Origin of the sequence: Pseudomonas sp. D4002 (assembly GCF_013385665.1) — a bacterium.
Taxonomy (GTDB): domain Bacteria; phylum Pseudomonadota; class Gammaproteobacteria; order Pseudomonadales; family Pseudomonadaceae; genus Aquipseudomonas.
The window spans coordinates 1-16,483 of record NZ_JACAPN010000028.1 but is presented as its reverse complement, the minus strand read 5'-3'; the positions used below and the strand labels follow the sequence as shown (position 1 = coordinate 16,483).

The 16,483-nt window shown below is 61.1% G+C and carries 16 protein-coding genes; 7 read left to right on the top strand and 9 right to left on the bottom strand.

Features of this window, described 5'->3' with window-relative positions; genetic code table 11:
- Nucleotides 1–50 precede the first annotated feature (50 nt).
- Both HX824_RS20555 and quiC read right to left on the bottom strand, forming a co-directional pair.
- The gene (locus HX824_RS20555) at nt 51–716 is read right to left on the bottom strand and encodes a TetR/AcrR family transcriptional regulator (protein ID WP_003215538.1); all 666 of its coding nucleotides are present in this window, start codon (nt 714–716) and stop codon (nt 51–53) included.
- Nucleotides 717–787: 71 nt separating this feature from the next.
- Nucleotides 788–2,686 (bottom strand): 3-dehydroshikimate dehydratase QuiC, encoded by a 1,899-nt coding sequence (quiC, locus tag HX824_RS20550; RefSeq protein WP_177055005.1) that lies wholly within the window; start codon nt 2,684–2,686, stop codon nt 788–790.
- A 254-nt stretch (nt 2,687–2,940) separates the two neighbouring features.
- Here quiC and HX824_RS20545 point away from each other — a divergent pair, with 254 nt between their 5' ends.
- On the top strand, nt 2,941–4,275 hold the full coding sequence (locus HX824_RS20545) for an MFS transporter (RefSeq protein WP_177055004.1): 1,335 nt from the start codon (nt 2,941–2,943) through the stop codon (nt 4,273–4,275).
- Between the two features lie 5 nt (nt 4,276–4,280).
- On the opposite strand, the gene HX824_RS20540 is transcribed toward HX824_RS20545, so the two are convergent.
- Entirely contained in the window at nt 4,281–5,159 is an 879-nt protein-coding gene (locus HX824_RS20540; protein ID WP_177055003.1) for a DMT family transporter, read from the bottom strand.
- A gap of 186 nt (nt 5,160–5,345) precedes the next feature.
- Between HX824_RS20540 and HX824_RS20535 the strand changes: the two genes are divergently transcribed.
- From HX824_RS20535 to HX824_RS20525, 3 genes are all read left to right on the top strand, one after another.
- Nucleotides 5,346–5,762, top strand: coding sequence for a hypothetical protein (locus tag HX824_RS20535; RefSeq protein ID WP_003215528.1), 417 nt, complete (start codon nt 5,346–5,348; stop codon nt 5,760–5,762).
- 115 nt (nt 5,763–5,877) lie between these two features.
- A complete protein-coding gene (locus tag HX824_RS20530; RefSeq protein WP_003215526.1) occupies nt 5,878–6,768 on the top strand; it encodes a neutral zinc metallopeptidase in 891 nt (296 codons plus the stop codon).
- A complete protein-coding gene (locus tag HX824_RS20525; RefSeq protein ID WP_003215523.1) occupies nt 6,769–7,746 on the top strand; it encodes a hypothetical protein in 978 nt (325 codons plus the stop codon).
- 134 nt (nt 7,747–7,880) lie between these two features.
- Here HX824_RS20525 and HX824_RS20520 read toward each other — a convergent pair whose 3' ends face one another.
- Genes HX824_RS20520 through HX824_RS20510 form a run of 3 tightly spaced genes read right to left on the bottom strand, consistent with a single transcriptional unit; the run spans nt 7,881 to nt 9,945 of the window.
- Nucleotides 7,881–8,468 carry an HAD family hydrolase gene (locus HX824_RS20520; protein WP_087693557.1) on the bottom strand — a complete coding sequence of 196 codons (588 nt, stop codon included), beginning with the start codon at nt 8,466–8,468 and terminating at the stop codon, nt 7,881–7,883.
- Nucleotides 8,465–9,334, bottom strand: a complete 870-nt coding sequence (tesB, locus tag HX824_RS20515; RefSeq protein WP_010174840.1) for an acyl-CoA thioesterase II — start codon at nt 9,332–9,334, stop codon at nt 8,465–8,467. Before tesB ends, HX824_RS20520 begins: the two co-directional genes overlap by 4 nt.
- 41 nt (nt 9,335–9,375) lie before the next feature.
- Nucleotides 9,376–9,945, bottom strand: coding sequence for a GNAT family N-acetyltransferase (locus HX824_RS20510; protein ID WP_134327353.1), 570 nt, complete (start codon nt 9,943–9,945; stop codon nt 9,376–9,378).
- Between the two features lie 76 nt (nt 9,946–10,021).
- Here HX824_RS20510 and HX824_RS20505 point away from each other — a divergent pair, with 76 nt between their 5' ends.
- Together HX824_RS20505 and HX824_RS20500 are read left to right on the top strand one after the other, a co-directional pair.
- Nucleotides 10,022–10,942, top strand: a complete 921-nt coding sequence (locus HX824_RS20505) for a histone deacetylase (RefSeq protein WP_008436610.1) — start codon at nt 10,022–10,024, stop codon at nt 10,940–10,942.
- A 172-nt stretch (nt 10,943–11,114) separates the two neighbouring features.
- Nucleotides 11,115–12,359 (top strand): TIGR03862 family flavoprotein, encoded by a 1,245-nt coding sequence (locus HX824_RS20500; protein ID WP_177055002.1) that lies wholly within the window; start codon nt 11,115–11,117, stop codon nt 12,357–12,359.
- Nucleotides 12,360–12,402: 43 nt separating this feature from the next.
- Here the strand turns inward: HX824_RS20500 and HX824_RS20495 are convergent, their stop codons facing one another.
- From HX824_RS20495 to yedA, 3 genes are all read right to left on the bottom strand, one after another.
- Entirely contained in the window at nt 12,403–12,930 is a 528-nt protein-coding gene (locus HX824_RS20495; protein WP_256344190.1) for a hypothetical protein, read from the bottom strand.
- 195 nt (nt 12,931–13,125) lie between these two features.
- Nucleotides 13,126–14,463, bottom strand: coding sequence for a DEAD/DEAH box helicase (locus HX824_RS20490; RefSeq protein WP_003215511.1), 1,338 nt, complete (start codon nt 14,461–14,463; stop codon nt 13,126–13,128).
- Nucleotides 14,464–14,511: 48 nt separating this feature from the next.
- A complete protein-coding gene (gene yedA, locus HX824_RS20485) occupies nt 14,512–15,408 on the bottom strand; it encodes a drug/metabolite exporter YedA (RefSeq protein ID WP_177055001.1) in 897 nt (298 codons plus the stop codon).
- A gap of 160 nt (nt 15,409–15,568) precedes the next feature.
- On the opposite strand from yedA, the gene HX824_RS20480 reads away from it, so the two are divergent.
- Entirely contained in the window at nt 15,569–16,030 is a 462-nt protein-coding gene (locus HX824_RS20480; protein WP_003215506.1) for an Lrp/AsnC family transcriptional regulator, read from the top strand.
- The last annotated feature ends 453 nt before the right edge of the window (nt 16,031–16,483 follow it).

Sequence of the window (16,483 nt, the reverse complement as noted above, 5' to 3'; positions counted from 1 at the left end):
CCACCGCATTCGCGAGCAAGCCCGCTCCCACATTTTGCTCGGTGTTGAACTCAAGCCTGCAGGTAGCGCAACACCGACTCGCAGATCATCGCCCGATGCCGCTGCTTGACCGCCTCATCCGACAACTCGATCTGAAAAATCTCGCTGAAGGTGTGGCGGTTCGACACCCGGTAAAAACTGAACGAGTTGATCAGCAGGTGCACGTCCAGCGGCTCCAGCCCTTCCCGGAACAACCCCAACTCGGCGCCCCGGCGCAACGTGGTGCCAAGGGCTTCGAGGATGTTGCTGTTCATCGCCTTGATCGACGTCGACTGCTTTACATACTCGGCGTTGTGGATGTTCTCGATGCTCACGATGCGCACAAAATCCACGTTCTGATCGTGGTGATCAAAGGTGAACTCCACCAGCCGGCGAATCGCTTCCCGGGGCTCCAGGGCCGTCAGGTTCATCCGTGTCTCGGTGTTGCGAATGTCGCCGTAGAGTTTCTCCAGCACCTCGACGTAGAGCTGCTCCTTGCTGCCGAAGTAGTAATAGATCATGCGCTTGGAGGTCTGGATACGCTCCGCGATCGCGTCCACCCGGGCGCCGGAAAGGCCCTGGGTGACAAACTCGACGATGGCTTCCTGGAGAATGTTCTCGCGGGTCTTTTCCGGGTTGTTCTTGCGGCTCTTGCGCGGTGCGGTGGCCGCGGCGGGAAGCTCGGAGGTCAGGGTCATGGTGCGCTCACGGCCTTAGGTGCAGGCGCTGATTATGGGCCGCGCCGCACGCCGAAGGAAGCGCCGGCACCTTACAACCTGGCCTGGCGCACCGCACCGCTGCGGGACTTGGCCATGGCCGCCAGGCGCACCGCCACGTTGGCCGCACCGTAGCCGGCGTAACCGTTCTTGCGCTGGATGATCTCGAAGAAAAACCGGCCCTCGAACGGTTCGGTATAAACGTGAAACAGTTCACCGCCCTGGGCATCGCGGTCGTAGAGGACGTTGTAATACGCGAGCTGGCTGAGGAACTCGTCATCGAAATCAAACCGCGCCGCCAGGTCATCGTAATAGTTCAGCGGGATATCCAGCAGCGGCACGCCCGCATCCTTGGCCCGGCTGACCTCGGCGAAAATGTCCGCGCAGTCGAAGGCAATGTGGTGCACGCCCGAGCCGCGATAGCTCGACAGCGCGTGGGAAATCGCGGTGTTGCGGTTCTCGGAAATATTCAGCGGCAGGCGAATCGAGCTGCAACGGCTGCGCAGTGCCCGGCTTTTCACCAGGCCATAGGGGTCCGGCAGCACCACTTCGTCGTCGGCTTCGAAATCCAGCAAGCTTTTGTAGAACAACACCCAACTGTCGAGGCTGTCGGCGGGCAAGGCCATGGCCATGTGGTCGATGCGCAGCAGGCCGCCGCTGGCGGCGTTCGCCGGTTGCAGGTTGAAGTCGGTGTCGTAGAGGCCGCCTTCGTGCTGGTCCACCAGGTAGATCAGGCTGCCATCCGGTGCACGCACCGCTGCCAGCTCCAGCTCGTTGGGGCCGACCAGCCCACGATACGGCTGGCCCTTGTAGGCCACCGCCCGCTCCAGGGCCTTGGCGCTGTCCTTGATGCGGATCGCCGTGGCGCACAACGACGGGCCGTGGGCCTCGAAGAAGTTATGGGCGAAGGAATAGGGTTCGCAATTGAGGATCAGGTTGATAACGCCCTGGCGCAACAGGCTGACGCTCTTGGATCGATGCTGCCCGGCCTTGACGAAGCCCAGGCGCTCCAGCCATGAAGTGAGCTTGGCGCCGAGGTTTTCATCCACGGCAAATTCCAGGAATTCAATGCCGTCGTATTCGCTGGCGGCCGGGGTTTCAAACAGGATCTCGGGGACCTGCGTCGCTTCTTGCTCCAATCGCTGGCGGGTTTTCTCTTCGAGGTACAGCAGCGAGCGCAGGCCGTCGGCGGCATTCGCCCGGGTCGGCGCGGCGCGGAAGCCGTCGTTGAAGATTTCCAGGGACAACGGCCCGGTGTAGCCGCTCTTGATGATCGGGGCGAGAAAGCCCGCCAGGTCGAACTCGCCCTGGCCTGGGAAGCAGCGGAAATGCCGGCTCCATTCCAGTACATCCATCGCGAGGATCGGTGCATCGGCCATCTGCACAAAGAAAATCTTGTCGCCGGGAATCTCGGCAATCGCACTCGGGTCGCCCTTGAGAGACAGGGTGTGGAAGCTGTCGAGCAACACGCCCAGGCTCGGATGATCGATCTTGCGCACCAGGTTCCACACCTGCTGCCAGGTGTTGACGTGCCGGCCCCAGGCCAGCGCTTCATAGCCGATGCGCAAGCCCCGGCGGCCAGCGTGTTCGGCCAGCAGGCTCAGGTCATCCAGCAGAATGCTTTCATCGCCCACGGAATCGGCTGACGCGTTACTGCACACCAACACCAGGTCGGTGCCCAGCTCCTGCATCAAGTCGAACTTGCGCTCGGCCCGCTCCAGGTTGCGTGTCAGGCGGTCGCGGCGGCAGCCCTCAAAGTCCCGGAACGGCTGGAACAAGGTGATGGCAATGCCGAGGTCGGCGCACATTTGCCTAACTTCACGCGGGCTGCCGTCGTAATACAGCAGATCGTTTTCGAAGATTTCCACGCCATCAAACCCGGCAGCCGCGATGGCTTCGAGTTTTTCCGGCAAGGTTCCGCTCAAGGAAACGGTGGCGATGGAGCGTTGCATGGGGCGACTCCCGGCATTGAGGCATGTCTTGTTTACGGCAAATTATTGGCCGCCAGGTTCATCACAGCAATTGAAATGTACGAACCGGTTAGTTTTATGGGCGATTATCGAACAGAATGGCAATCGGCGAATTGACGATTTTTTAGCCGCTGCGCACCATCGACAGCACATTGAGCCCCGCTTCCATTGAGCGGCCTCGGTTAACCAAGACCCTGAACACACCATAAAAATTTCAAAAAAACGGGTACTTCCTCATGCCTTCGCAAAATCCCGCCGTGGCCGTGGGCCACAGCAATCCCCATAGCGGCATCGGTGACAAAATCCGTGGCGCCATGGCTGTCGGTAAAACCCGCTGGGGCATGCTGGCCCTGGTGTTTTTTGCCACCACCCTGAACTACATCGACCGCGCCGCCCTCGGCGTGATGCAACCGATCCTGGCCAAGGAAATGAGCTGGACGGCGATGGACTACGCCAACATCAACTTCTGGTTCCAGGTGGGTTACGCCATCGGCTTTGTGCTGCAAGGCCGGTTGATCGACCGGGTCGGCGTCAAGCGCGTGTTCTTCTGCGCGGTGTTGCTGTGGAGCCTGGCCACCGGCGCCCATGGCCTGGCCACCTCGGCGGTGGGCTTTATGGTCTGCCGGTTCATTCTCGGGCTGACCGAAGCCGCCAACTACCCGGCCTGCGTCAAGACCACCCGCCTGTGGTTCCCCGCTGGCGAGCGTGCCGTGGCCACCGGGATCTTCAACGCCGGCACCAACGTCGGCGCGATGATGACGCCGATGCTGCTGCCGCTGATCCTCCACGTGTGGGGTTGGCAGGCGGCGTTCCTGTGCATGTCGGCACTGGGCGGGATCTGGCTGGTGCTCTGGGGCTTGAAGTACTACAACCCGGAAGACCATCCAAGCGTGAAGCAATCGGAACTGGACTACGTGCAACAGGAAGTCGAACCGGAACAACCCCGCGTACCGTTCAGCCGGATCCTGCGGATGCGCGGCACCTGGGCCTTCGCCCTCGCCTACTCGATGACCGCACCGGTGTTCTGGTTCTACCTGTATTGGCTGCCGCCGTTCCTGAATCAGCAATACAACCTGGGCATCAACGTGACCCAGATGGGCATCCCGCTGATCATCATTTACCTGACGGCGGACTTCGGCAGCATCGGCGGCGGGATCCTGTCTTCGTTCCTGATCGGACGCGGGATGAACCCGATCAAGGCGCGGCTGCTGTCGATGTTGCTGTTTGCCTGCTGCATCGTCGGAGTGATCATGGCCGCCGGCTCCAGCCACCTGTGGGTCGCGGTGTTTGCGATTTCCCTGGCCATCGGCGCGCACCAGGCCTGGACCGCCAACATCTGGAGCCTGGTGATGGACTACACGCCCAAGCACATGATGAGTACGGTGTTTGGTTTTGGCGGCATGTGCGCGGCCATCGGCGGGATGTTCATGACCCAAATCGTCGGCCATATCCTGACCGTGACCAACAACAACTACACCGTGCTGTTCACCCTGATTCCGGCGATGTACTTCATCGCGCTGATCTGGATGTACATCATGGCGCCGCGCAAGATTCCGACCGTCGAGGTCTGAGTTTCCTACCTGCGCCGCTGCTGCCAGGCAGCGGCCAACCCGCTCAGGCAAATCACCCCGATCCCGACCACGGTGGTCAGGTCCGGGGTGTGGTTGAACACCAGCCAGCCCAACAACCCCGCAAACACGATCTGGCAATAGCCGAACGGCGCCAGCAGGGCTGGCGCTGCGAAGCGGAAGGCCTGGGTCAGCATCAAGTGTGCGGTCATCCCGCAAGTGCCCAGCGCCAGCATCAGCACCCCGTGCCACAGGCTCGGTACTTGCCAGAAGAACGGCACCAGCGCACTCATCACCAAGGTATTGCACAACCCGGCGAAGAAGTTGCTGGTGGTGGGGGTGTCGTACTTGCTGAGGATGCGGGTGAGCAGTTGGTAGAAGCAGAAGAACAACGCCGACGTCAGCGGCAACAACACCGCGGGGGTGAACAGCTCACCGCCCGGGTGCACAATGATCAGCACCCCGATAAACCCGCAAATCACCGCCAGCCATTGGCCGCGGGTCACGTGTTCGCCCAACAGCGGCACCGACAACGCGGTGACCAGGATCGGCGCAAGAAAGTTGACTGCCGTGGCCTCGGCCAACGGGATAAAGTGCAGCGCCGCCGTAAAGAACAGGCTGGTGCCCAGCAGGCACAACGCCCTCGCCACTTGCAGTAAAGGGCGTTTGCTGCGCAGTACCCGCAGGCCCGATTGCGGCAGGAAGATCCCGGCCATCAACAGCGTGTGCACCAGGTAGCGGGCCCACACCACCATCACGATCGGGTAGAACCCGGCCATGTATTTGGACAGCGCGTCGTGGCTGGAAAACAGAAAGGTCGCCACCACAATCAGCAAAATGCCTTTGAGCGGGTGGTTGACGCCGGAAAGTGGGGTACTGAGGGTCATTGCATTCTCTTGAGTGGCAGGCTGAAATGACCGCCGCATACCGCGGCATAATCTAGAACGGGTAAAGCGCCTCGCTCAAGAGCATAACCAAACACTGTTCGAACAGCGCACTAAATTGCGGTTTTCCAGTCCAACGCTTCACGCCGCCCCGCCCACTGCGCGTTTTTTAACCAAGGCCTTCTCACCATGAAAAAAACCCTGTTGATTCTTTCGACCCTGACGCTGCTCAGCGCCTGCGACAAGCAAGCCGAGACCGCCAAGACGCCCGCCCCGCCGTCTGTCCAGGCAACGTTGGTACCGCAAGTGCTGCCCACCGACAAATGGGTCGGCAAGTGGATTGGCGTCGAAGGCCTGAACCTGACCATCGCCAAGGACGACAGCATCGGCCGCGGCCACTATGTACTGACCATGAAATACGGCCTGGATGACGACGATTCCGGCACCTTCAAGGGCCAGGCATCCGAAGACGGCATCACCTTTGAACGCCCGGACGGCCCGCAGATCCTGAGCGCTGGCGACGGCGAAGCCACTGGCCTGAAATGGCTGGCCGACAAGAAGGACTGCCTGATCGTCGACACCGGCGAAGGGTATTGCCGCGACTGACACAAGCTTCATACAGGTCGGACGACACAGCGTTTAGCATCGTCAGACAGCCGGACTGGCGCCAACCCTACACACCAACAACACTGAGCTGCAGGTTCACAAAGAGGATTGCCACATGCTATGGAAAAAAGGCCGACGCAGCGACAACGTGGTAGACGCCCGCGATGACAGCGGTGGCGGTGGCGGTGGCATGCGTTTTGGGGGTGGCAAGGGCCTGAGCCTGACGGCCATCGTGCTGATCGTCGGCATCGGCTGGCTGACCGGCCAGGACCCGATGCAGATCCTCGGGCAACTCAGCGGCCAGCTCACCGAGCAAGCGCCCTCCGTCAGCCCGCAAACCCGCCAGGCGCCGCCGGCCAATGATGAACAAGCCGACTTCGTGCGCGCCGTACTCGGCGACACCGAAGACACCTGGGCCCAGGTGTTCCAGGAAAACGGCCTGACCTACAAGAACCCCAAACTGATCCTGTTCCGCGGCCGGGTGAACTCCGCCTGCGGTGGCGCCACGTCCGCCAGCGGGCCGTTCTATTGCCCGGCAGACCAACAGGTATACCTGGACCTGGATTTCTTCCGGGAAATGTCCCAGCGCTTCAAGGCCGCCGGCGACTTCGCCCAGGCCTACGTGATCGCTCATGAAGTCGGACATCACGTGCAGACGCTGCTGGGCATCTCGGCGAAGATTCAGGCAGCCCGCCAGCAAGGCCGGCAGATGCAAGGCGACGGCGGCCTGCTGGTGCGCCAGGAGCTGCAAGCCGACTGCTTCGCCGGGGTGTGGGCCAACCGTGCGCAAAAGCGCCTGAACTGGCTGGAGCCCGGCGACATTGAAGAAGCACTGAATGCGGCCAACGCGATTGGCGATGACCGCTTGCAGCAACAGGGCCAGGGCCGCGTGGTGCCTGACTCGTTTACCCACGGCACCTCGGCACAGCGGGTTCGCTGGTTCAAGACCGGCTTCGCCCAGGGCCAGATCACTCAATGCGACACCTTTACCGCCAAGAGCCTTTAAATGAATAAACGACTGGGTCTGCTGTTAGGTTTGTTGATCACCTGCTCCTCCTCCACCTGGGCTGCCGAACATGGCGTCAAGGTGGTCAGTCCCGATCGTTTTCACCTGGATGCCGGCGACCTGAGCGTCGGCTTGAGCCAGGACTGGCGCCAGCCGCTGCCTCAAGTTACCCGCGCGCTGATCATCGTGCATGGTCGCCTGCGCAACGCGATGACCTACCTGGACAGCGGCGAAAAAGCGGCCGAAGCCGCAGGACAAAACGCCAATACCCTGGTGATTGCGCCACAGTTCCTCAACCAGACCGACCTCAAGCGCAACCAGATCGACAGCCAGACCCTGCGCTGGAACAGTAACGACTGGATGGCCGGCGAGCCGTCCACAGGCCCGGGCCAGATCAGCTCCTACGGCGCGCTGGACCAGATCATCAAGCACCTGGGCAACCGCAAGCTGTTCCCGAACCTGAAGGAAATCGTGGTGGCCGGCCATTCCGGTGGCGGCCAAGTGGTGCAGCGTTTTGCGCTGACCGGGCATGATCACCCGCTGCTGCAAACCGAGGGCATCAGCCTGCGTTATGTGGTGGCCAACCCGTCGTCCTACGCGTACTTCAGCCCACAGCGTCCGGTGAAATTCGATGTTGCCAGTTGCCCGGGCTTCAACGACTGGAAGTACGGCATGCAAAACCTGCCGGCCTACGCCAAGGGGCAAAGTGCCGAGCAACTGGAGCAGGCTTACGTCTCGCGTAATGTCACTTACTTGCTGGGCCAGCAGGACACCGACCCGAATCACCCGGCGCTGGACAAGAGCTGCGGCGCTGAAACCCAGGGCGCGTATCGCTTGATTCGCGGGCACAACTATTTTGACTACCTCAAGCAACGGCACCCGCAGTTGGGCCACAAGCTGGTGGAAGTGCCGGGGGTTGGGCATAACGGGGACAAGATGTTTACGTCGCCTGAAGGGCAGAAAGTACTGTTCCAATAACCACTGAAGAAACCGGATCAAAAATGTGGGAGCGGGCTTGCTCGCGAATGCGGTGGATCAGTCAGCCTATGTATTGACTGACACACCGCATTCGCGAGCAAGCCCGCTCCCACATTGGATTTTCATCGACCGGACTAAATCATCCGGCGCAATACCGCGCAATCTTCAGCATGCCAATCCGCCAGCTCCGGCCACGGGTTTTCCGGCAGATTGACCAGCACAGTCTTCGTCCCCGCCGCCCGCCCGCAATCCAGATCAAACCGGTAATCACCGACCATCACCATCTCTTGCGGCGCCACTTCCCACGCTCGCGCCAGCTTCAACAAACCACCCGGGTCAGGCTTGGGCGGCGCATCATCACGCCCCAACACATCCTCGGCTGCAAAGCAGTCCTCCAGGCCGATCGCCTGCAATGTCACATGGGCCAGCTCCCGCGCATTGCGCGTCAGGATGCCCAGGCGATAACCCCGCCCGGCCAATTCCCGCACCAACTCCACGGCACCGGTAGCGGCTACCGAACCCAGCGCCAGCTCACGCTCATGCGCAAGCAACCACGCATGCTTGGCCGCTGCTTCATCGGCGGGCAACGCCGCCAGGTGCGTAAGAATGTCGTCAGTCGCCGGAATATCCAGGGCCACGCGGATCGCCGCAAAATCATGCACGGCCACCGTCAGGGTGCCATCCATGTCGAACACCCAGTGCTTCACATCACTGAGGCTCATGCCCAATCCTTGCGATGACGAATCAAGCCTTCCTGGGTAACCGATGCCACCAGTTGCCCGGCGCGGTTGTACACGCTGCCCCGGGAGAACCCACGGGAATTGCCGGCCCATGGGCTGTCCATGGCGTAGAGCAACCAGTCATCGGCACGCAGGTCGGCGTGGAACCACAGCGCGTGGTCGAGGCTGGCGACTTGCATGTCTTTCTGCCACACGGTCTTGCCGTGGGGCAGCAGCGAGGTGGTCAGCAGGCCGAAGTCCGAAGCGTAGGCCAGCAGGTATTTGTGCAGCGCCGGCGAGTCGGCCAGGGCGCCGTCCGCACGAAACCACACGTATTTGACCGGGTCGGACGGCTGCGGGTTGTACGGGTCTTTCTCGGTCACCGGCCTTACTTCGATTGGCTTGGGGCACAGCAGCTTTTCGCGCATGTGCTCGGGAATCAGGTGCGCGCGCTGCTGGGTCAGTTCCAGCTCCGACGGCAGGTTCTCCGGGCCGACCACCACGGGCATGGTGGTCTGGTGCTCGAAGCCTTCTTCGTCATACTGGAACGAAGCGCTGCAGGTGAAGATCGGGTTGCCCTTCTGGATCGCCGTCACCCGGCGCGTGCTGAAACTGCCGCCATCGCGCACCCGGTCAACCGAATACACCACCGGCAACGCCGCATCGCCGGGGCGCAGGAAGTAACCGTGCAACGAATGCACATGCCGCGTCTCTTCAACGGTCTGGCTGGCCGCCGACAGCGACTGGCCGAGCACCTGGCCGCCGAACAGCTGGCGAAAGCCCAGGTCCTGGCTGCGGCCGCGAAAGAGGTTTTCCTCGATCGGTTCCAGGGTCAGCAGGTCCACCAGATCTTCCAACACTTGGCTCATAGAGCATCTCCTACAACAATCTATTGGGCATTCCGGGCTGCTTATCCGTGCAGCGTGTCCAACCATTGGGCGCGGGTGATGCGATACAACACATGATGCCGCAAGGGGTCATCGGCTGCGACCTTGGGGTGTTCAAAATCTGACAGGGGATCGTAATGCATACCGATGGCCTGCATGACTTTTTGTGATGGCAGATTGGCTTCAGTGGTAAACGAAACGATTTCGTCCAGCTTCAGCCGGTCGAAACCACAGCGCAGGGCAGTCCAGGCGGCTTCGCTGGCGTAACCCAGGCCCCAGTGTTCCCTGGCCAGGCGCCAGCCGATCTCCACCGCCGGAGTGAACGGGGCCTCGAAGCTCACATTCAGCAAGCCGGTGAGGCCGATGAATTCGCCGCTGTCCTTGCGCTGCAACGCCCACAGGCCAAAACCGTACTCGGCAAAATGGCCGCGAATACGCCCGATCAGCGCGGCACTTTCCAGGCGGCTCAAGGTGGCCGGGAAATACCGCATCACCTGCGGGTCGGCGCACATGCGCGCAAACTCCGGCAAGTCGGCATCGCTCCATTGGCGCAGCACCAGGCGTGCGCTTTCCAATTGCAGTATCGGCTCCATTGGTCCCCCTCCCTTGCCATGTGCGTGAGTGTAACGCGCTGTTAAGATCCGTCGCTGGTTCCCGTCAGAAATCGCCATGCCCTTGCCATTGATCTACCACGACGACTACAGCCCCGAGTTCCCGGCAGACCACCGCTTCCCCATGGATAAATTCCGCCTGTTGCGTGACCATCTGGTGGAGAGCGGCCTGACACGGGACAGCCAACTGCTGCGCCCGGAACTCTGCCCCGCCGAGATTCTGGCCCTGGCCCATGAACCTGGGTATATCGAACGCTACATGAGCGGCGAGTTGTCGCGCGAAGACCAACGGCGCCTTGGCCTGCCTTGGAGCGAAGCCCTGGCCCGGCGCACCGTGCGCGCGGTGGGCGGTTCGTTGCTGGCCGCCGAGCAGGCCCTGGAACACGGCCTGGCCTGCCACCTGGCCGGCGGCACCCACCACGCCCACTACGATTACCCGGCGGGTTTCTGCATCTTCAATGACCTGGCCGTGATCAGCCATTACCTGCTGGCCAGCGGGCGGGTCAACCGGGTGCTGATCTTCGACTGCGACGTGCACCAGGGCGACGGCACCGCACGCATCCTCCACGACACCCCGGATGCAATCACCGTGTCCCTGCACTGCGAAAAGAACTTCCCCGCGCGCAAGGCGCAAAGCGACTGGGACATCCCGCTGCCGATGGGCATGGGCGACGCGGACTACCTCAAGGTGGTCGACGATGCCCTCAACTACCTGCTGCCGCTGTATCAGCCCGACCTGGTGCTGTATGACGCCGGCGTGGATGTACACAAGGACGACGCCCTCGGCTACCTCAAGCTGACAGACCAAGGCGTCGCCGCCCGCGATGAAAGCGTGATGCGCCACTGCCTGGGCCGCGATATTCCGGTGGTCGGGGTGATCGGCGGCGGCTACAGCAAAGACCGCCCTGCCCTGGCCCGTCGCCACGGGATCCTGCACCACAGCGCGCAGCGCGTCTGGACGTCATCAGGCTGTCATTGAGTTATGCGCGTTACCCACAATCGCTGTGGAACTGCCTGTGGATAACCTGAGTGAAAGCCCCTGCAGGCCATAAGCCGCCTGGCCTGCAGAAGGCTGTATGTTTTTTGATCAGGCAGCATGAGCATCCTCGGGTAGAATGCTCGGCCTACTTTGCCGAACCGCAGTTATCCCCATGCCCCAGACTCAAACCCCATCTCAACACGTCATCATCATCGGCGGCGGCCCGGCGGGGCTGATGGCCGCCGAAGTGTTGAGCCAGGCCGGGATCCGGGTCGACCTGTACGACGGTATGCCCTCGGTAGGCCGCAAGTTCCTGCTGGCGGGCGTGGGCGGCATGAACATCACCCATTCCGAACCGTACCCGGCGTTTCTGGCGCGCTATGCCGAACGGGCGCCGTGCATGGCGCCGTTGCTGCGTCAGTTCGGTGCCGAAGCGTTGTGCGAATGGATACACGGGTTGGGGATTGAAACCTTTATCGGCAGCTCCGGCCGGGTGTTTCCTACTGACATGAAAGCCGCCCCGCTGCTGCGGGCCTGGCTCAAGCGCCTGCGCGACCAGGGCGTAGTTATCCACACCCGCCATCGCTGGCTGGGCTGGAATGCCGACGGCAGCCTGCTTATCCACAGCCCCGAGGGCGACAAAAGCGTATGCGGTGATGCGGTGTTGCTGGCCTTGGGCGGCGGCAGTTGGTCGCGCTTGGGCTCGGATGGGGCGTGGCTGAAGTTGCTGGAAGACAAAGGCGTGCCTTACGCGGCGTTGCAACCGAGCAACTGTGGCTTCGAGGTGTCGGCCTGGAGCGAGTTGATGGTCAGTAAATTCGCCGGGGCACCGCTGAAAAACGTCGCCATTGGCCTGGCAGACGACAAGCCACGGCTGGGGGAATGTGTGGTCACCGCCACGGGCATCGAAGGCAGCCTGATCTATGCGTTGTCCGCACCGATTCGTGACGCGATCAACCGGGATGGATCGGCCACGGTGCACATTGACCTGTTGCCGAGTAAGCCACTGGACAAGGTGATCGCAGCGCTGAGCAAGCCGCGCGGCTCACGCTCGATGAGCAAGCATTTGCACAGTCAGTTGGGATTGGATGGGGTGAAGGCGGCGCTTTTGCGCGAGCTGTCACCGGCGGAGCACTTCAATGATCCGGCGCAGCTGGCGGTGGATATCAAGGCGCTGCCGCTGACGCTGGTGAAAACCCGGCCAATGGATGAAGCCATCAGTACCGCAGGCGGCGTGCCGTTTGAGGCGCTGGATGAACGCTTGATGATCAAGCAATTGCCGGGCGTTTTTTGCGCAGGCGAGATGCTGGACTGGGAAGCGCCGACGGGCGGGTATTTGCTGACGGGGTGTTTTGCCAGCGGGCAGGCGGCAGGGCGCGGTGTTCTTGAGTGGTTGAGGCCGGCCACCCCGGCATGACCCACTCCCCCCATCACCGCCCGGCAGCAAAGTTACCTCTGACTCAACTGGCTGTTAGATCGGGATAGGCACGTTTAAAAGCTGTTACTTGCTTCTGCAGGAAAGCATCCTCTTCAGGCAGTAAAATTTTCAGATTTTCTATATAACCTGAATACGCACTGAAGAGTCTGGAAGGATCGCCGTGTTTCAAATCGCTCCATTCCTGCTTGAAGGCGTAGCTGAGTTTCTGGCCCTCTTCCTGACTGGTATAAAGCATATCCTGTAGATACTTATCCAATGGCGCCCTTATCTCAGGACTGATCGAATAATTAGCCTCATACAACGACATCAACTCTCTGAACGAATGGATTGCCTGCCCATACTCGCCGCGCGCCGCATGGTCTTCAACCCGGGACCTTAATTCGGCCACACGCAACTCTACCTGCTTGAAAGCTTTCTCGTCAGCGGCCTTGCCTTTCTTGATTTCGCCGTCTACAACAACGCCGCCGATAATGCCCGCCGCCGCCAGGACCGGCAAAACAAAAGGTACTAAAAACACAGCCATATCTACATCTCCATCTAAGTTCGTCATTCAGAAATCAGTTTCTGACTCAACCTCAGTGGAAATGAAGCATTTTAAGTTCCAGCACTTAAACACGGCGACAATTACAAAAAATATCCAAATCACAAGCAATAACTCATCAAGGATGACGAGGCACAACTTGACGCGAGCGGAATTGCTCCGCTCACGGTAGTCACTATGCGTTTACTTGATAACCAACAAGCCCTACTTCTTTTTCCGCGGCCCGGTGTTAAACACGGGCACCTTACGCACTGGCTTGATCGAAGGCTCGACCGGCGTCGCCTCCCCGCTGTCCACCCACTTGCCCAGGTTACGCTTGCCACCACCGCCGCCCGAAGCCTTGGGTTTCTTCGGCTTTTTCGGCTTCTTCACCACCTGACCAGTGGCATCGGTATCCGGCACACGGTGCTCCGGTTCGAAGTCCTGCTCCATCTTCCGGGTCAACGTCTGACGGGTCAGCATCTCGATGGCCGACAGCATGTTCACTTCATCGGCGCACACCAGGGAAATCGCCTCACCGGTGTTGCCCGCACGACCGGTACGGCCGATGCGGTGGATGTAGTCCTCGGCCACGATCGGCAGGTCAAAGTTGACCACCAGCGGCAAGTCTTCGATATCCAGGCCACGGGCCGCCACGTCGGTGGCCACCAGGATCTGCACGTCGCTGCTCTTGAAGCGATCCAGCGCACGCTGGCGCGTGGCTTGTGGCTTGTCGCCGTGAATCCCGTCGGCATTGATGCCCAGGCCCTGGAGTTTTTCCACCAGCGCGTCCACACCGTTACGGGTCTTGGCGAACACCAGCACCTGCTTCCAGCGGCCCTTGCGCATCAGGTGCACAAACAGCTCGGCCTTGCGCTTCTTGTCCACCGGAACCACCCATTGCTTGACGGTGTTGGCGGCGACGTTGCGCGGGCTGACTTCGACGGTCAGCGGGTCGTTGAGCATCTGCCCGGCCAACTGGCGGATCTCGTCGGAGAAGGTTGCGGAGAACAGCAAGGTCTGGCGTTTTTTCGGCAGCATGCGGTAGATGTTCGCCAGTTCTTCGGAGAAGCCCAGGTCGAGCATGCGGTCGGCTTCATCCAGCACCAGGGTTTGCAGCTGGTTGAGCTTCAGCGCGTTCTGGCGGAACAGGTCGATCAGGCGGCCAGGGGTGGCGACCAGCACATCAACGCCTTTGCGCAGCTTCATCATCTGCGGGTTGATGCTCACGCCGCCGTACACGGCGTAAGTGGTCAGCGGCACGTTTTGGGCGTACTCGGCGACGCTCGCATGAACCTGCTCGGCCAGTTCGCGGGTCGGGCACAGGATCAGCGCGCGCACCGAGTTGGCGCTGACTTTCGGCCCTTCCATGGTCAGCAGTTGCAGCAGCGGCACGGCGAAACCGGCGGTCTTGCCGGTGCCGGTCTGGGCCGCAGCCATCAGGTCACGGCCTGCCAGCACCGCCGGAATGGCTTGCGCCTGCACCGGCGTCGGGGTCTGGTAGCCAAGCGTCTCAAGGGCGCGCAGCAAGGGTTCGATCAGGCCAAGTGTGGCGAAAGTCATGGAAATACCGTAGGAAAAAGTCAGCGCAGGGTCGCAATGCGCGGCAGTTTACCTTATTTCCGGTTTTGGCTTTCGCCACTGTGGCAGGCTGATCAGCAGCACCGCGCTGATAATCACCAACATCGCCAGGGCTTCTTCCGTGCCGATGGTCTCACCGACAAACACAATCCCGAGCAACACCGCCACCGCCGGGTTGACGTAGGCATAGCTGGTGGCCGCCGCCGGGCGTACGTGCTTGAGCAGGTACATATAGGCATTGAAGGCGATGATCGAGCCGAACACGGTCAAGTACGCCAGGGCCAGCCAGCCTTCCAGCGGCGGCATGGCTTGCAGGTGTTCGCCGCTGACGGCACTGAGCAACAGCAGCACGAAACCTGCGATCAGCATCTCCGCCGCACTGGCCATCGCGCCATGAGGCAGCGGCAAATGCTTGCTCCACACCGAACCAAAGGCCCAGGCCGCCGCCGCAAAAATCAGCAAGGCCGCACCGGTGGGGCTCGATTGCAGGTTGGAGCCCATATTGAGCATGGCGATGCCGATAATCCCCAGCACCACCCCGGCCCATTCCAGACGGGTATTACGCGCGCCCCAGAAATAACCACAGAGCAAGGTGAACAACGGCACCGTCGCCACCGCCAACGCGGCCACGCCGGAAGCCACGCCCGTATGTTCGGCCACACTGACCGCACCGTTACCGAAGGTCAGCAGCAAAATGCCGATCTTGCCGGCGGCCTTCCACTGCACCCAGGTCGGCGCCGGCGCCCCGCGCCAGCGCAGGAAGGCATACATCAGCGCACCCGCTGTCATAAAGCGAATCCCCGCCAGCAACAGCGGCGGCCAGTACTCCACACCAATGCGAATCACCAGGTAGGTAGACCCCCAGATCACATACAACGCAAAAAAGGCGGCGATCAACGGTAAGGGAAAGCGACGTGGGCCAGGCATTGGGCAGCTCTGTGGCAGGACAAGGGAGCGTTATTTTAGAAATCCCCGGCCGTAAACATAAGTTACAAAACCTGTTTAAAGCGCCAGTACACTTTTCAAAACATGGTTATCAAGGCTATAAACCGTGCTTTCGAAAGCTATGCATTCCCGGAGCCTTATCATGGACAAATACGACCGTATGCTTCTCAGCGCCCTGCTGGAAGACGGCCGCGCGTCCTACGCGCAACTGGCGCGCACCGTGAACCTGTCCGCGCCCGCCGTGGCTGAGCGGGTGGCGAAACTGGAAGCCAGTGGTGTGATTACCGGGTATCAGGCCAAGGTCGACCTGTCGAAGGTGGGGTTGCCGATCCAGTGCGTGATTGAGTTGCGGTTGACCAATCATGGGAGCCAGAAGGTTTACGACGCGCTGTCGGAAATTCCCGAGTTGACTGAATGCCATCGGGTGACGGGCGATCCGTGCGTGATCATGCAGGCGGCGGTGGGCTCGATGCCGGAGCTGGAGAACCTGATCAATCGGGTGGCGAAATTCGGGTTCAGCAAGACCTCGATCATCTTGTCGAGCGCGATAGAGCGGCGGGTGCCGTTGGGGCAGTTGGAGGGGAATGGGAAGAGTGGCAACTGAACACGCCGCTCTCCAGCTCGTTCCCACGCTCTGCGTGGGAACGCATCCGGTGACGCTCTGCGTCACGACTTGAAGAGCGGACGCAGAGCGTCCAGGGCGGCATTCCCACGCGGAGCGTGGGAACGATCGCCATAGTTGACCGAGTTGCCTGAAACACCCTCGCTCAACTGTGGGAGCTGGCTTGCCTGCGATGACGTCAGTAGCTTCACTGATTCGAAGGTGGTGGTGGATCGGTCGCTGGACTGCTTGCAGCCTCGATAACACCGCAAAACTAATGTGGGAGCGGGCTTGCTCGCGAATGCGGTGTGTCAGTCAGCGCATGTGTTTGCTGATACTCCGTATTCGCGAGCAAGCCCGCTCCCACATTTTTGATCTTCACCCGGCGTGTAATTCCGGGTGTTGGATCAGGCCAGTTCGGCCCGTAGTTGACGCGCCGCAGTCACCATGTGAATC

Excerpts from the sequence above, each read along its gene's own strand:
- yedA (WP_177055001.1), bottom strand. The coding sequence starts at position 15,408 with ATGCCTGGCCCACGTCGCTTTCCCTTACCGTTGATCGCCGCCTTTTTT.
- HX824_RS20500 (WP_177055002.1), top strand. The coding sequence starts at position 11,115 with ATGCCCCAGACTCAAACCCCATCTCAACACGTCATCATCATCGGCGGC.
- HX824_RS20555 (WP_003215538.1), bottom strand. The coding sequence starts at position 716 with ATGACCCTGACCTCCGAGCTTCCCGCCGCGGCCACCGCACCGCGCAAG.
- HX824_RS20535 (WP_003215528.1), top strand. The coding sequence starts at position 5,346 with ATGAAAAAAACCCTGTTGATTCTTTCGACCCTGACGCTGCTCAGCGCC.
- quiC (WP_177055005.1), bottom strand. The coding sequence starts at position 2,686 with ATGCAACGCTCCATCGCCACCGTTTCCTTGAGCGGAACCTTGCCGGAA.
- tesB (WP_010174840.1), bottom strand. The coding sequence starts at position 9,334 with ATGAGCCAAGTGTTGGAAGATCTGGTGGACCTGCTGACCCTGGAACCG.
- HX824_RS20490 (WP_003215511.1), bottom strand. The coding sequence starts at position 14,463 with ATGACTTTCGCCACACTTGGCCTGATCGAACCCTTGCTGCGCGCCCTT.
- HX824_RS20520 (WP_087693557.1), bottom strand. The coding sequence starts at position 8,468 with ATGAGCCTCAGTGATGTGAAGCACTGGGTGTTCGACATGGATGGCACC.
- HX824_RS20525 (WP_003215523.1), top strand. The coding sequence starts at position 6,769 with ATGAATAAACGACTGGGTCTGCTGTTAGGTTTGTTGATCACCTGCTCC.
- HX824_RS20510 (WP_134327353.1), bottom strand. The coding sequence starts at position 9,945 with ATGGAGCCGATACTGCAATTGGAAAGCGCACGCCTGGTGCTGCGCCAA.
- HX824_RS20480 (WP_003215506.1), top strand. The coding sequence starts at position 15,569 with ATGGACAAATACGACCGTATGCTTCTCAGCGCCCTGCTGGAAGACGGC.
- HX824_RS20530 (WP_003215526.1), top strand. The coding sequence starts at position 5,878 with ATGCTATGGAAAAAAGGCCGACGCAGCGACAACGTGGTAGACGCCCGC.
- HX824_RS20505 (WP_008436610.1), top strand. The coding sequence starts at position 10,022 with ATGCCCTTGCCATTGATCTACCACGACGACTACAGCCCCGAGTTCCCG.
- HX824_RS20495 (WP_256344190.1), bottom strand. The coding sequence starts at position 12,930 with ATGACGAACTTAGATGGAGATGTAGATATGGCTGTGTTTTTAGTACCT.
- HX824_RS20545 (WP_177055004.1), top strand. The coding sequence starts at position 2,941 with ATGCCTTCGCAAAATCCCGCCGTGGCCGTGGGCCACAGCAATCCCCAT.
- HX824_RS20540 (WP_177055003.1), bottom strand. The coding sequence starts at position 5,159 with ATGACCCTCAGTACCCCACTTTCCGGCGTCAACCACCCGCTCAAAGGC.